Origin of the sequence: Nostoc sp. MG11 (genome assembly GCF_014904695.1) — a bacterium.
Lineage (GTDB): Bacteria > Cyanobacteriota > Cyanobacteriia > Cyanobacteriales > Nostocaceae > Komarekiella.
Map to the genome: position 1 here is coordinate 23651 of NZ_JACXXN010000035.1, position 13951 is coordinate 37601.

Consider the following 13951-nt stretch of genomic DNA (forward strand, 5'->3'; position numbering starts at 1 on the left):
GAGCGTCCGTAGGAGCGTTAGTCGAAGGGTTATCTCTCTTCCTGCCAGTTACTCTCTGAAGTTTCCCGCCGATTTCAATAAAAATACCTCTTCTCTACTCCGCTTACTGCCTTATTTCTCCTTAGCTTCTTGGACTAAGTTAGCAATCGTTGCAATTAACAGGGCTGGGTCTATTGGCTTTGAAATATGCGCTTGAAAACCTGCTGAAATTGCTTGCTGCTCGTTTCCTTCTCCAGCATAAGCTGTAAGAGCGATCGCTGGAATTTGCCCTCCTTGTTCTGGAGGAAGTGACCTGACTTGTCTAAGCAGCATATAACCATCCATTTCTGGCATCCCGATATCACTTACCAGTAAATCTGATTTTGACTGTGCTAAGGCTGCTAATACCTCTGCTGCTGATGACACAGCCCTGACTGTTGCTCCACACTCTTCAAGGATGAAGGTAACTAACTCTAAAGAATCAGGATCATCATCCACAGCTAAAATTTGAAGACTATCAAAAGCTGAAGTTTCGGCAGTCGTTGCATCACTTTTTTCATTACTTACCAGTGAATCGGTAACTATCATAGGTAAATTTACAATGAAGGTTGCTCCTTGACCTTCTCCTAAACTTTCTGCAAAAACAGTTCCACCATGCATTTCTACTAGATAACGGACAATTGCTAGTCCCAATCCCAAGCCGCCAAATTTTCTAGTTGTTGCGCTATCGGCTTGACGGAAGGTGTCAAATACATAGGGGAGAAAATCTCGGCTGATTCCTTTGCCTGTGTCTGTAATCCGAATTTGAGCCTGGGAACCAACTGGCTCTAAATAAACCTCAACTTGTCCGCCTTCTGGAGTAAACTTAATCGCGTTGGAGAGCAAATTCCAGACGACTTGCTGCAAACGCCCCGAATCCCCAAATACTTGACTAACAGTAGAATCGAGATTGGAGTGAATTTGAATTGATTTGACCTCAGCTGACAACCGCACTGTTTCCATCGCAGCTCTAACAATGCTTGCTAAATCAACAGGGCAAACATTCAGGCTTAGCTTGCCTCGCAAGATGCGGGAAATATCTAGTAGATCTTCAATGAGTTTAGTTTGTAACTGAGCATTACGTTCAATGGTTTCAAGAGCAAAAGCAGTCTTTTTTTGATCAAGCTTGTTACTACGTAGAAGTTTTGCCCAACCCAAGATGGGATTTAATGGAGTTCTAATTTCGTGAGATAGAACAGCGAGAAACTCATCTTTAATTCGATTCGCGTCTATTGCTTGCTGGTAAAGGCGAGCGTTATCAATTGTGATAGCTGCCCGTTGAGCCAGTGCTTTAGCCATTGCTAAATTGGTTTTACTGTAGCGACGGTTCGGTTGGTTTGTCACAAAAGTAATCGTACCTAACTTGCGTAGGTGTATCTCGCCGTAGGCATCGCGAGCTACTAGCGGCACAATCATATAGGATTGAATGTTGATCTGACGCATCAGCCGCAAGGGTTCTGCATCCTGTCTCATTGTCAAGAAAAACGCATCTGACGCATCACTGACTAACTGCGGCTTACCTGTTCTAAGCACATTTCGCACGCCAAAATCAGCATCAATTGAATTGGAATAAAGCCGTCTTAGTACAAGCGCTAGTGCTTCTATTTCAGGGGTTGCGGCAGCAATAATTGGTTCCTCAAATACTGTAAGATTGCTTTCGACAACATCAATAAAACAGCAATCAGCTAAAGTGGGAACGACTAAGTTGGCTAACTTTGTCAGAGTTGTGTGGTAATCGAGCGAAGATGCTAATAGTCTGCTAGCTTCAGACAGTAAACTATAATTTTGCTTTTCAATTTCAGCTTCCATCCTGGCAGCTTGTTCACGGATCAGTAGTTGCTCTCGTTCTAACTCTGCGTGTTTACGATCGCTAATATCCTCTATCAAACCGTCAATGATGCCGTTGCCATTCATTTGTGTGAAGGTTTGACTGATACGCACCCAAATTAAACTACCATCTGCTCGTCGCAGTTGCATCTCGCGATCGCGCACCTCACCAATTTGTTGCAATTGGCTGATCAGATGAGGATGGTCTTCTGTTTGAAAATAAGGCTCTCTGAACTGACTCGTCTGCTCTTGGGGCAGTGTTCCCAATCCAATAAGACGCAGGAATGCTGGGTTGCACTCTAGTAAAGCACCATCCAAACTTGCCCGATAAATCCCAACATTTAACCGATTAAGCAAAGTTTGGAAACGAGCTTCTAAATTCGCTGCTTTCTGGCGAGCTTCAACTCGTTCTAAGGCAGAGCGAACTGCGGCACTCAAGCGCACTTGGTGCTGGGGTGACTTAACAACATAGTCATCCAATCCAGACTTCATTGCCTCTACTGCAATTTCCTGAGTACCACTGTTAGTGAACATAATCACTGGACAATCAGGATAACGCGCTTTAATTGCCCGTAGCACTTCTAAACCATTACTCCAACGCAATTGATAATCGGTGACAACTAAGTTAAACTGCCCCCTTTCTAAGGCCTGAGCTAGTTCTTCTGCCATAGCAACTTGTTCTACTTGGAGGTCAATAAACTCTCGTTCCAGTTGTCGAATTGCTAAAAGGCGATCGTTTGGGTTGTCATCAATTAGAAGAATGCGTAACATTTGGTTGTAAGTCAGAATCGCATTAATATCATAAGTGCAAAAACAGGCTAAAAGGCTAGAAACTACGAGACTTTTGCATCAGATGCCAGAAAATTTCGTGTGCTGTTGCCCAGTTTTGATTCTTTCCTATAATACGGAATCAGGCATAAAAATAATCAAATTTTATAAACATTTGTATCAATTACGACTGCTGGAATAACTTTCTGAAAAATCAGGCGTTGGCGCAGCCTCTCCCCAGGAGAATCGCGCTCTCATAACAGCAACATTGTCACTTTTGATAAAACCTTTTGAAAAAACTTTGAGGTATTTGTAACTTATGATACTTTTTATCTCAATACCTTTTGATATTTATAAACTTGAGTATAAAAAACTAAGTACCAAAAAAACTACTAGCAATTGGGTAAAAATTAATAGCTTCTAGGGTTCCGATTTAACATTTTTGTAGTTAAATGACTGGTCCGAGAGAAGCACCCAGTTTAGAAAAAACTGGTCACACGGCGGGAAAAAAGCCCGGGAGGTACATAGCAGAATATTATCTGTTATGGCTTACCCGGGCTATAGTTTTGCCTGGCAAATCTTAAAAATTTCAACTTCCCGAAACATGACTGAACAATCTTTTTCTGATTCCAATTCTCCTTTCCAACCACCTTCTACGCAAGCGGGTCGAGCGCTGGAAAAAGAAGCACATTTACCGCTAACAGGCTGGCAGCAGGAAGTTTCCAAAGGGCTAGAATATGGGTTAGAAGCAGCAGAAAGTATACGCGATCGCTCGATTCCCACATTTTCTCGCGGGGAGCTTCCCCACTTTGCCGGGATTAACACTTTCTTAAAAGCACCCTATTTAGAAGATGTGCGGAAAGTTGGTGAATACGACGTTGCGATCGTTGGTGTACCACATGATTCTGGAACTACTTATCGACCCGGAACGCGTTTTGGCCCCCAAGGAATCCGCCGAATCTCAGCATTATATACCCCTTATAACTTTGAACTAGGTGTGGACTTGCGCGAGCAGATTACTCTATGCGATGTCGGCGATATTTTTACCATTCCAGCTAACAATGAAAAGTCCTTTGATCAGATTTCTAAAGGTATTGCACATATCTTTAGTTCTGGTGCATTCCCTATAATTATGGGAGGTGATCATTCAATTGGCTTTCCCACAGTCCGTGGTATTTGCCGTCATTTAGGCGATAAGAAAGTGGGTATTATTCACTTTGATCGCCATGTGGATACTCAAGAAACAGACCTAGATGAAAGAATGCATACTTGTCCCTGGTTTCATGCCACAAATATCAAAAATGCACCAGCAAAAAACTTAGTTCAATTAGGAATTGGTGGTTGGCAAGTACCACGTCAAGGTGTAAAAGTTTGTCGAGAAAGAGCTACGAATATTTTAACAGTGACAGACATCACTGAAATGGGGCTAGATGCAGCCGTCAACTTTGCTTTAGAAAGAGCATTAGACGGTACAGATTGCGTTTATGTCAGTTTCGATATTGACTGCATTGATGCCGGATTTGTCCCTGGAACTGGCTGGCCGGAACCCGGTGGATTATTACCACGTGAGGCTCTGTATTTGTTAGGCAAAATTGTTCAAAACGCACCTGTTTGTGGACTGGAAATTGTAGAAGTTTCACCGCCTTACGACGTTAGTGATATGACATCATTAATGGCGGCGCGAGTAATTTGTGATACGATGGCGCATTTAGTTGTCTCAGGTCAATTACCACGCAAAGAAAAACCTGCATATATTCATCCCGCAGCAGAACCAGAGTTAGTTGAGGAATGGAGGTAAATTTTGCACGAAGCTGACATGACAAAGGCACTAATTTTAACAGTAAAAGATTGGTGGGAATCCCAACCTGAGCGACCAGAAATTTCTCAAGTTCACTTAATTGTTGGGAAGTTCACTTGTGTTGAACCTGTAAGCTTGCAATTTGCTTTTGAAGTCCAAACGCGTAACACCTTTTTAGAAAAAGCAAAACTGATAATTCAGGAAACACCACTAATTGCCTTTTGTCATCGTTGTCAACAAGAATATTCACCACAAATTGGTTTACAGTACGCTTGTCCTGAGTGTAATTCTCCAATGGACGATATTCGCTCAGGTAGAGAGTTGAAAATTGACAGGATTGAATACGCTTATGCATCAAACGTTTGACGCGGTATTAGGAATTAACTTGCTCCATGCCAATCAACAAGGCGCTGACCACAACCGAGCGCATTTTGATAAATGGGGAATTACCTGTTTCAACATCATGAGTAGTCCTGGTGCTGGTAAAACGGCACTACTAGAACGCACCCTTGCGGCTCTAACTAATGAGTTAAAAATTGCTGTCATTGAAGGCGATATGACAACCAATTTAGATGCAGAACGCCTGCGGAAATATAATGTTCCTGTGATTGCAATTAATACAGGTCGTTCCTGTCATTTAGATTCCAAAATGGTAGCAGGCGGGATTCACCAACTGGAACAGGAATACAATCCTTCAGACTTTGATTTAGTGCTAGTAGAGAATGTTGGTAATTTAGTTTGTCCTGCTGAATTTGAAGTAGGAGAACATGCCAAAGTTGCTTTGCTAAGTATTACTGAAGGCGAAGATAAACCACTGAAATACCCGATTATGTTTCAAGAAGCAGATTGTCTGCTGATTACGAAAATAGATTTGGCTCCCTATCTAGATGTTGATATTAGTCGTATTGAGGCAAACGTCCGTCAGATGAATCCTGATGTTGAGATTATTCCTGTTTCTACTAAAGCAGATGAGGGATTAGAAGTTTGGTTTAATTGGGTGCGATCGCAAGTTTTGAAGGCACACCAGAATTCTTCATCTACAGCAGCAATCCCCAATGTTGTGCATATTCATTAGCAATTAGTAGCATTTCCCTACTTCACAAATAGGTCATTGTCTCCATAAACCAATAGTATTTGGACACGCTATTTGTTAAACATCCAACCTATTATGAAAGCGGTTAGCTAGGATATTCCCATTTCCATAACATTCCTAAATAATTCGTGAAATGTTCTCTTCTCTTTGTTGGCGTCCTTGGCGGTATGCCTTCGGCACGCTACGCGAACATTACAAAGAAAAATAATTTTCACAACTCAAACACGATTAATATATCTTCTACCTGCAAAAGTCAATTTTACTTAACTTTATAACAACGTAGACGCAAATTCTCAACTTAAGTCCCTTACAACGAAGCGTAAGTCCGAGTTAAATATAATGAATATTCGCAAATTATCATCTCTATTCACAGTCTTTTTACTCAGTCTTGTTATCGCAATCAGTTGTACTCCCAACCAGCAAAATTCTACGCAGAGCAATTCTACTACCTCAGTTAACACTGCACCAGTTCAGGTTGGTTTTAGTGCTTGGCCAGGTTGGTTTCCGTGGCAAGTTTCTCAAGAGCAAAAGTTATTTGAAGCAAACAAAGTTAATGTAGATTTGAAGTGGTTTGATGGCTATTTAGATTCTATTAATGCCCTGCGAGCAGGCCAACTTAATGCCAACACCCAAACCTTGAATGATACGATTAGCTCAGTTGCAGCAGGTTCAGATCAAGTAATTGTTTTAGTCAACGATAATTCAACTGGAAACGACAAAATTGTTGTCCGAGAAGGAATCAATCGCATTGCCGACCTTAAAGGTAAAAAAGTTGCTGCTGAAGAAGGAACAGTTGACCATTTTTTGTTATTGCTGGGTTTGAAAAAAGCAGGTTTAACTCAAGCTGATATTCAGTTTCAACCACTAGAAACCGGTGCAGCAGCAGCCGCTTTTGTGGCTGGTCAAGTTGATGCAGTCGGAGTTTTTGCACCTTTTACAACAAAAGCTTTATCACGTTCTGGTAGCAAAGAATTATTTAGTTCTAAAGACTTTCCTGGTGCGATTCCCGACCATTTAGTTGTCAACCGCAGACTTATTAACGAACGTCCGCAAGATGTACAAGCTTTAGTGAATACTTGGTTTGCTACTTTAGATTTCATCAAAGCCAATCCAAACAAAGCTTACGAAATTATGGCGAAACGCGCTGGCGTCTCAGTTTCAGAATATAAGGCATACGACGCAGGTACTAAAATCTTCTCGCTAGAAGACAATTTGCAAGCTTTTAGTCCCGGTAAGGACATGAAATCCTTGAGTTACGCTGCTGGGGAGATTAGTAAATTTCTTGTTGAAGCTGGTTTGACAAAACAAGCACCTAATCTTAACCAAATCCTTGACGATCGCTTTGTCAAAGCCTACGCCGCGAAACAGAAATCATGAACCAATACGCTGAAGATTTACAGGGAATAAACTCTAAGCGTCCTCATAAAATATTACCACAAACCGTTTTTTGGCGGATTGCTGAAGATATCCCTAAAAACTTGGCTTGGACTTTAATGTTCTTGTCAATTACTGTCCCTATACTTGTCTGGTGGATTGTTTCTAATACTGAATTAATTCCGCCTTTATTTCTGCCTACTCTCAGTCAAGTTTGGAGTGCATTTCAAAGACTTTTAGCAAGTGGCGATTTACAAAAAGATATTGCTTTTAGCTTGTTTCGCGTCGTGGCTGGTTTTTCTTTGGCGGCAATGGTTTCCATCCCTTTAGGTACTTTAATGGGGACTTTTGCGAGCTTCCGAGCATTGCTAGAACCAATTATTGGTATTGTCCGCTATATGCCAGCCCCGGCTTTTATTCCTTTACTAATTCTATATCTTGGGCTGGGAGAAACTCCAAAAATAATGCTGATTTTTATCGGCACTCTGTTTTTTAACACCTTAATGGTGATGGATGCAGTCAAATTTGTTCCTAAACATTTATTAGAAACTACTTATACTTTAGGAGGTCAAAGAAAACAAGTTTTACTGCAAGTTATTTTCCCATTCATTCTGCCTAATATTATTGATGCTTGTCGGGTTAACATGGCAGCATCTTGGAACTTAGTGATTGTTTCGGAATTAGTAGCGGCGACAGAAGGTTTAGGTCGGAGGATTAGTGTTGCTCAAAGATATCTTAAAACTGATGAAATTTTTGCTGGATTGATTGTTATTGGCTTGATTGGTTTAGTAATTGACCTTTTGTTTCGGTTGTTACTGCGCGTTTCTTGTAAGTGGGCTAAAGATTAGGCAATTCGTAATTCGTAATTTAAAGACGCTTTATGCATTTAGAAGTTAATCAACTCCACAAACAATTTAAAACTAGACGCGGTTTGTTGACTGCACTTAAAAACATCAATTTGCACATAGAAGAGGGTGAGTTTGTCTGTGCAGTAGGAGAAAGTGGTTCTGGTAAGTCAACATTGCTGCGGTTAATTGCAGGGTTAGAGACTCCAACAGCAGGGGAGATTTTGGTTGACGGAATGCGCGTAACAGGGCCAGGGTGCGATCGCGGTATGGTATTTCAAAGCTACACTCTCTATCCCTGGATGAGTGTGATGGAAAACGTCGAATTTGGCTTAAAGCTGCAAGGTGTGTCTAAACTAAAGCGACGACAACAAGCCGCTTATTATTTAGAAGTAGTTGGGTTGTCGGGATTTGCTAAAGCGCTACCACAGGAACTTTCTGGTGGGATGAAGCAACGAGTAGCGATCGCTCGTGCTTTAGCATCAAGACCCAAAATTTTGCTCATGGATGAACCCTTTGGTGCGTTGGATGTGCAGACGAAAGAAGTCATGCAGCAATTTCTACTAGAAATTTGGCGTAGCACAAACACTACAATTTTTATGATTACTCACGATGTTGAGGAAGCAATTTTTCTATCTCAACGCATCTACGTGTTAAGCGCCCGACCAGGCACAATTAAGCAAGAATTGCAAATACAATTGCCAAGCAAATCTGATCCTCAAGTCAAGCGTTATCCCATATTTCAGAAATACAAGGATGAAGTAATGAGTCTATTACATAATGATGAGGAGCAGTTAAATAACACTACAGAGCCACTACCTTTAATAAACTAAACTATTTAGCACTTTTAACACCGCTAATTTTCAAAACATCACTCATAGTTGCACAGTAATTTGGTAAATTAAAACTGCTAGGATTAATTGCTTTTTCATAAGTGAAATGGCGATCATTCATGCAAAATCTATCCCAAGCAGCCATCTGAATGCGGAACACAGCAATAATCAAATTAGCTAACCCTAAAGATAGGGGAACGCGAAAGTAAATTTTTTTGCCCAGATAAGCACAAACTTCTTTCACTGCTTGATTAGCAGTTAACGGCGCTTGACCTAAAACAAACTGACGTGGCTCATTTGTATGGGGAGGATGAGCAATCAAATATTGCACGACAGTGGCAACGTCTCGCCCGTGAATAAAGTGGAAGCTGCCGTCTACCTTCAAAAAGCGAATTAAATTAATATATTTCGTAACTTCTGGAATGCCAGATGTAGCATGAGAATAAGGCTTTTTGGCATCGCCGCCTAAAACTAAAGTAGGAAAAACAGTGGTAATTTTGGGTGCGATCGCTAACTTCGATTTTTCATGCAAGCATTGATATTTGGAACGGATATAATCTGTACCAATTTCCCCTGCTTCTTTTAATGGTTGATTGTAGCAATCCAAAACACTAGCTGTAGAAAAATAAATCACTTGTTCGCAGCGGTCTGGATTGAGCAGGTTCAGCAACTCTAAAGTTTTAGTTACATTAATATCAAATGTCTCATCACCACCCCAAGCTGTGGCTGTAAGGACTGCTATATCAATTGTTTGTAGCAAATCAGTAAAATGGCTAATTTTCTGCATATCGCCTTGCAAGACGGTGATACCTGGACGTGCTTGAATATCAACTTGCAGCTTATTGGGATTTCTAACTAATAGAAATAACTCATGATTTGTATTTTTAATTAAAGCTTCTGAGATATAGTGACCAATACAGCCACTTGCCCCGGTGACTAAAATCCGTTTCTGGCTCATTGTGGGTGTTTTAAAAGTTAGGAGTTAAAAATAAAGTTAAATATTCCGCAACAGAAATTACTCGTACTGTGCAAAGCAGGCAAAAGTGAGCAGCAAAAGATTAAACCCAAGTGAAGCGCGACGACACTGTACATTCGCTCCACTGCGTTGTTAGACTTCATCTGGCATCCAACATTTCTTCGACTGTCAAATCAATATCACTTGCGATTTGTCGTAGCAATCTTGGTGATATGTCTCGACCTTTATGAAATGGAACCGTTGTGCCTCGTCCATCTTCATGACGGAATTGTTTATGTGAACCTTTCTGACGCACTTCCACAAATCCAATATTCTCAAGAATCCGAACAACTTCCTGAGGCTTTAGAACAGGAATATTGCTCATGTTCTATCGAATTACAATTTGCTGTGTACCAACGAATTCAGTATCAAAAGCTAGATTTTCATCTTCTAGTAGCATCTCAATTACTTCACGTAGATTTTCGTGTAACTCATCCCAGGTTTCACCTTGAGAATGCGCTCCAGGAAAACCAGGAACGTAGCCGACATATAGATTTGTATCAGAGTCGCGTTCGACGATCGCAGTAAAAGTTCTCATAAAAACTTGACTGTAAATTATTCAGAAAAGCAGAGGAGCAGGGGAGGCAGGGGAGGCAGGGGAAGCAGGGGAAGAAAATAACTCTTGACCTTTGACCCTTGACTCTTGACCCTTGACCCTTGACCCCTGCCTCTTACCTTCCAACTCCTGCCGCATCAAGTTGCTTTGCCGTTTCAAAGAAGAAAGCGACATTTTCCTCTGGAGTCTCTGGGAGTACACCGTGACCAAGATTGAGAATGTGACCCCAATTGCCAGCTTTGCGAACGGTATCAAGGATGCGATCGCGGATAAACTGTTTGGAACCAAATAACACTCCTGGGTCAAGATTTCCTTGCACTTTCACGTGCTTGCCTAATCTGGCTCTTGCTTCTGCCATATCCACCGCCCAATCTACGGTGACGACATCAGCGCCAGATATTGCCATTCTTTCCAACACACCCGCGCTACCGCTAACCAACAGAATCAAAGGTGTATCGGGATGGGTTTGCTTGACTTGTTGGAAAACTCTTTGCTGATAAGGGAGAGCAAAGGTGTCATAATCTTGAGGACTCAGTTGCCCTGCCCAAGAATCAAACATCTGCACAACTTGAGCACCACAGTCAATTTGATAGCGCATGTAAACAGCGATCGCATCTGCTAATTTAGCTAACAATTGATGCAGTGTTGTTGGATCTGAGAACGCCATGTTTTTGATGACGGAGTAGGTTTTAGAACCTTTTCCTTCCACCGCATAAGCCGCTAACGTCCACGGCGCACCCACAAAGCCTAACACAGTTGATTTGTTGCCCACTTCTTGGCGCAACGCCTGCAAAATTGTTTTGATAAATGGTAGATCTGCTTCTGGTTCTAAGGGACGCAGGCGATCAATTTGTTCTTGAGTGCGGATGGGCGAGAAAATAACTGGCCCTTTACCTTCCGCAATGTCCATTTCAATGCCCAAACCGGGCAAGGGTGTAACAATATCGGAAAATAAAATTACTCCGTCTGGCTGGAAAGCTCTCCAAGGTTGCAAAGAAACTTCAATCGCTACTTCGGGGATTTCCGAGCGATCGCGAAATGAAGGATACTTCTCCCGTAAGTCTCGATAAGCTTTCATATATCGTCCCGCTTGTCGCATCATCCATACGGGGGGACGATCTACTACTTCACCACGAGCAGCCCGTAAGAGATGAGGAGTCGTTGAGGAAACACCCATTTATCACTTCATCCTAAGTCACTTTTTTATGCCACTGTTTAGCTTATCATTCTGGGATTACGCTTTTTCAGCAGGTTCACCGCAAAAGTACTATTAGTTTCTTTACTAAACTTTATATGCAATCTGACTCTAACAGTCCTTATCAAGTTGCATCTACTAACAGCGATTCCAACCCAGGAAAATTTTTGATTCCGCGCTCCCATAGACGAAAGTTCTTTATCCAGTTTACCTTGATGAGCATCCTTGGATGGGTTGTGGGTGGCATTGCCAGCATAGCGTTAGAAAAAATTATTCTAGAAAGTTTGCCTACAGTAGCTCAACAGCCAACATCGAGCGTTTTGGTCAGATTTATCAGCAATGTTGTATTTGCAGTGATTTTTGCCGCCGACCAAGCGCTGATTATTTATGGATATTTATCAGGTTGGCTGTGGATACTTGCTACCAGCATAGGTTGGCTGATTACCAATAGCGTTTCTACAACTTGGATCAATTACATTTCATCTATTGCTTCATCGTTAGATGAAACTTTATCTGCTGAATCAACTCTCATTTTTGGATTTTTGTCTACTATTGCATATATTATTTCGGGAATTTGGCTAGGTCTTTGCCAATGGTTGGTATTAAGACGATACACAGCAGGCGTTTGGCGGTGGAGTTTTCTCCCTTCAATCTCTTTCTTACTTATCAGTATCTTGATTTGGTTGCTTTCGCTCATACAAGATTTGATTCCAGAAGCAAGTCGTACTGACGTACTGCATTGGAGTGGACAAGGATTTGCAGCAGTAATTCTTGGAGTTATAACAGCAATTGGCTTGTGTACCTTAAAAAGAAACTCTCATCGCCAGACGAGAATTTCTCAGGAGTAAAAAATCATGTGAGTCGTCTGATCATGATACGAATCATCGCTATATAGATAAAAGTCTCGGAAGTTTGAGGTAGTCTTTCATATAAAACGAATCTGGAAACAATACGTTAGTATCTGTATAATCTGAAGTTTTTGTTGGACGAAGGCGGATTCATGTTCCAAAAGATTGCTGCTCAGATTGCTTTTTCTGACTCATTTCCATATTTAGTTACCGTCTCAGGCGTTACTTGCATAGCGGTCATACTTGGCTGGCGCTGGTGGAAACAAAAGAACACTTACAAATCTCTACACTCGCTCCCCTCTCCTCCTAGACACTGGCTGTTAGGAAATATCCCTCAAGTATTAGCAGCAGTAAAACAGAAGAAATACTTCCAATTATTGTTTGATTGGAGCCAGCAGCTAGGGCCAATGTATATTTTGTGGACTGGCTATCCAGTTCTCGTTTTGAGTAAGCCAAAAGTTATTGAAGACACTATCATAAATGGGATGAGAGACGGTAGCCTAGTTAGAACCCAGCGAACGAGCAAAGCTTGGAACGATATTAGTGGGCCGATTCTTTTAGGTCAAAACGGAGATGAGTGGCAGTGGCGACGCAAGGCTTGGAACCTCGAATTTAGTTCTAGCGGTCTTTCCAAATATGTTGAGATGATTAGCCAAGCTTGCGAACAGGTAATCGAGAGACTTAAAGAAACTGCTCCACCAAAAGAAGTTCAGGTAGATCCTCTGTTTGTAGAACTGACGATGAGGGTAATTTCCTGTTTAGTATTGGGGATTCCTGTAGATAAAAACAGCGCTAGTCATGAAGGGCCACCCCTCGAAGTTCTCAAGGTGTACGAGGCAATGGCTACTGTAGGCTATCGGTTCCTACGGGTAGCGACTGGCGAGAAGAGATGGATGAAATATCTGCCGACTAAAAATTCACGAGATTATTGGGCAGCAAGGCGATATTTAGAAGAGTTTATTACTCCCAGAGTAGATTTAGCTTTACAGATGAGAGAACAAAATAAGACCGACCTAGCACAGGTAAGTCCTTTGTTCCAAGAATCAATGTTAGTGAAAATAGCTGCCAAAGAACCCAAATACAATCGGGAAACACTCATAGCAGAAGTTATTGAACTGTTAATAGCTGGTACTGACACCACAGCTCATACTTTATCCTTTGCAGTAGCAGAGTTGTCCTTAAATCAACGGGTTTTTCAGCAAGCACAGGCTGTGGTTGATCAAGCTTGGCATCAAGGCGGCATTAATACAGAAATCTTAAAGGAACTGACTTACCTTCGCGCTATTGTCAAGGAGACTTTGCGCCTTTATTCAGTCGCCTCCGGCTCGACTTCATTGGAAGCCCAACGCGACATTGTTATTGAGGGTAAGCTTATTCCTCGTGGTACAAAAGTATTCTGGTCAATGCTTGCTGCTGGACGAGATCCAGAAATTTATCCTCATCCTGAAGAATTTCTGCCGGAGCGTTGGTTAGACAAGAGTAAGGAAATTAGTTCACTTCCAATGATAGACTTTGGCTCAGGTTCTCATCGTTGCTTGGGAGAGCATCTGTCAATGCTGGAAGCAACGATGATGCTGGCACTATTGCTGCGCTACTTCGACTGGGAGTTAGTCAACGGCCGGTCATCTGTGCAACAGTTACAGCAGAACCTTTTGATTTATCCATCCGACAGAATGCCTATGCGCTTTAGCTTGAGAAAGTAGGGTTCAAGCTTTTTATAAAGTTTATATAGAAGGAATTACACGAAATCCTAGAAAAGTGTAATTTCCTGTTAAACCAAT

General features: G+C 41.7%; 13 protein-coding genes and 1 riboswitch. Of the genes, 8 read left to right on the plus strand and 5 right to left on the minus strand.

What is annotated here, in order from left to right:
* Positions 1–111: 111 nt before the first annotated feature.
* Complete coding sequence (locus HCR01_RS29000) at positions 112–2616, minus strand: response regulator (protein WP_193199482.1); 2505 nt, start codon at positions 2614–2616, stop codon at positions 112–114.
* Between the two features lie 406 nt (positions 2617–3022).
* Positions 3023–3135: riboswitch (guanidine-I (ykkC/yxkD leader) on the plus strand.
* An 82-nt stretch (positions 3136–3217) separates the two neighbouring features.
* Here HCR01_RS29000 and speB point away from each other — a divergent pair.
* From speB to HCR01_RS29030, 6 genes are all read left to right on the plus strand, one after another.
* Positions 3218–4411, plus strand: coding sequence for an agmatinase (gene speB, locus HCR01_RS29005; protein WP_193199483.1), 1194 nt, complete (start codon positions 3218–3220; stop codon positions 4409–4411).
* A 3-nt stretch (positions 4412–4414) separates the two neighbouring features.
* Positions 4415–4777, plus strand: coding sequence for a hydrogenase maturation nickel metallochaperone HypA (gene hypA, locus HCR01_RS29010; protein ID WP_264299952.1), 363 nt, complete (start codon positions 4415–4417; stop codon positions 4775–4777).
* The gene (gene hypB / locus HCR01_RS29015; protein ID WP_193199484.1) at positions 4761–5486 is read left to right on the plus strand and encodes a hydrogenase nickel incorporation protein HypB; all 726 of its coding nucleotides are present in this window, start codon (positions 4761–4763) and stop codon (positions 5484–5486) included. The genes hypA and hypB overlap by 17 nt, the downstream gene beginning before the upstream one ends.
* A 357-nt stretch (positions 5487–5843) precedes the next feature.
* A complete protein-coding gene (locus HCR01_RS29020) occupies positions 5844–6881 on the plus strand; it encodes an ABC transporter substrate-binding protein (protein ID WP_193199485.1) in 1038 nt (345 codons plus the stop codon).
* Positions 6878–7726, plus strand: a complete 849-nt coding sequence (locus tag HCR01_RS29025) for an ABC transporter permease (protein WP_193199486.1) — start codon at positions 6878–6880, stop codon at positions 7724–7726. Before HCR01_RS29020 ends, HCR01_RS29025 begins: the two co-directional genes overlap by 4 nt.
* A 32-nt stretch (positions 7727–7758) precedes the next feature.
* Positions 7759–8556, plus strand: coding sequence for an ABC transporter ATP-binding protein (locus HCR01_RS29030; protein WP_193199487.1), 798 nt, complete (start codon positions 7759–7761; stop codon positions 8554–8556).
* Between the two features lies 1 nt (position 8557).
* Here HCR01_RS29030 and HCR01_RS29035 read toward each other — a convergent pair whose 3' ends face one another.
* The 4 genes from HCR01_RS29035 to hemE all read right to left on the minus strand — a co-directional run bounded on the left by HCR01_RS29035 (position 8558) and on the right by hemE (position 11304).
* The gene (locus tag HCR01_RS29035) at positions 8558–9514 is read right to left on the minus strand and encodes an NAD-dependent epimerase/dehydratase family protein (protein ID WP_193199488.1); all 957 of its coding nucleotides are present in this window, start codon (positions 9512–9514) and stop codon (positions 8558–8560) included.
* A gap of 157 nt (positions 9515–9671) precedes the next feature.
* Positions 9672–9896, minus strand: coding sequence for a type II toxin-antitoxin system HicA family toxin (locus tag HCR01_RS29040; RefSeq protein WP_193199489.1), 225 nt, complete (start codon positions 9894–9896; stop codon positions 9672–9674).
* A 3-nt stretch (positions 9897–9899) separates the two neighbouring features.
* Positions 9900–10109, minus strand: coding sequence for a type II toxin-antitoxin system HicB family antitoxin (locus tag HCR01_RS29045; protein WP_193199490.1), 210 nt, complete (start codon positions 10107–10109; stop codon positions 9900–9902).
* Between the two features lie 133 nt (positions 10110–10242).
* Positions 10243–11304, minus strand: coding sequence for a uroporphyrinogen decarboxylase (hemE, locus tag HCR01_RS29050; protein WP_193199491.1), 1062 nt, complete (start codon positions 11302–11304; stop codon positions 10243–10245).
* A 116-nt stretch (positions 11305–11420) separates the two neighbouring features.
* On the opposite strand from hemE, the gene HCR01_RS29055 reads away from it, so the two are divergent.
* A complete protein-coding gene (locus tag HCR01_RS29055; protein WP_193199492.1) occupies positions 11421–12170 on the plus strand; it encodes a hypothetical protein in 750 nt (249 codons plus the stop codon).
* Between the two features lie 152 nt (positions 12171–12322).
* Positions 12323–13873: a cytochrome P450 gene (locus HCR01_RS29060; RefSeq protein WP_193199493.1), complete on the plus strand. Its 1551-nt coding sequence runs from the start codon at positions 12323–12325 to the stop codon at positions 13871–13873.
* Positions 13874–13951: the final 78 nt, after the last annotated feature.

What these genes read in the sequence shown, in the direction of transcription:
- hemE (WP_193199491.1), bottom strand. Translation starts at nt 11,304, where the DNA reads ATGGGTGTTTCCTCAACGACTCCTCATCTCTTACGGGCTGCTCGTGGT.
- HCR01_RS29035 (WP_193199488.1), bottom strand. Translation starts at nt 9,514, where the DNA reads ATGAGCCAGAAACGGATTTTAGTCACCGGGGCAAGTGGCTGTATTGGT.
- hypB (WP_193199484.1), top strand. Translation starts at nt 4,761, where the DNA reads ATGCATCAAACGTTTGACGCGGTATTAGGAATTAACTTGCTCCATGCC.
- HCR01_RS29055 (WP_193199492.1), top strand. Translation starts at nt 11,421, where the DNA reads ATGCAATCTGACTCTAACAGTCCTTATCAAGTTGCATCTACTAACAGC.
- HCR01_RS29045 (WP_193199490.1), bottom strand. Translation starts at nt 10,109, where the DNA reads ATGAGAACTTTTACTGCGATCGTCGAACGCGACTCTGATACAAATCTA.
- HCR01_RS29020 (WP_193199485.1), top strand. Translation starts at nt 5,844, where the DNA reads ATGAATATTCGCAAATTATCATCTCTATTCACAGTCTTTTTACTCAGT.
- HCR01_RS29040 (WP_193199489.1), bottom strand. Translation starts at nt 9,896, where the DNA reads ATGAGCAATATTCCTGTTCTAAAGCCTCAGGAAGTTGTTCGGATTCTT.
- HCR01_RS29060 (WP_193199493.1), top strand. Translation starts at nt 12,323, where the DNA reads ATGTTCCAAAAGATTGCTGCTCAGATTGCTTTTTCTGACTCATTTCCA.
- speB (WP_193199483.1), top strand. Translation starts at nt 3,218, where the DNA reads ATGACTGAACAATCTTTTTCTGATTCCAATTCTCCTTTCCAACCACCT.
- HCR01_RS29025 (WP_193199486.1), top strand. Translation starts at nt 6,878, where the DNA reads ATGAACCAATACGCTGAAGATTTACAGGGAATAAACTCTAAGCGTCCT.
- HCR01_RS29030 (WP_193199487.1), top strand. Translation starts at nt 7,759, where the DNA reads ATGCATTTAGAAGTTAATCAACTCCACAAACAATTTAAAACTAGACGC.
- HCR01_RS29000 (WP_193199482.1), bottom strand. Translation starts at nt 2,616, where the DNA reads ATGTTACGCATTCTTCTAATTGATGACAACCCAAACGATCGCCTTTTA.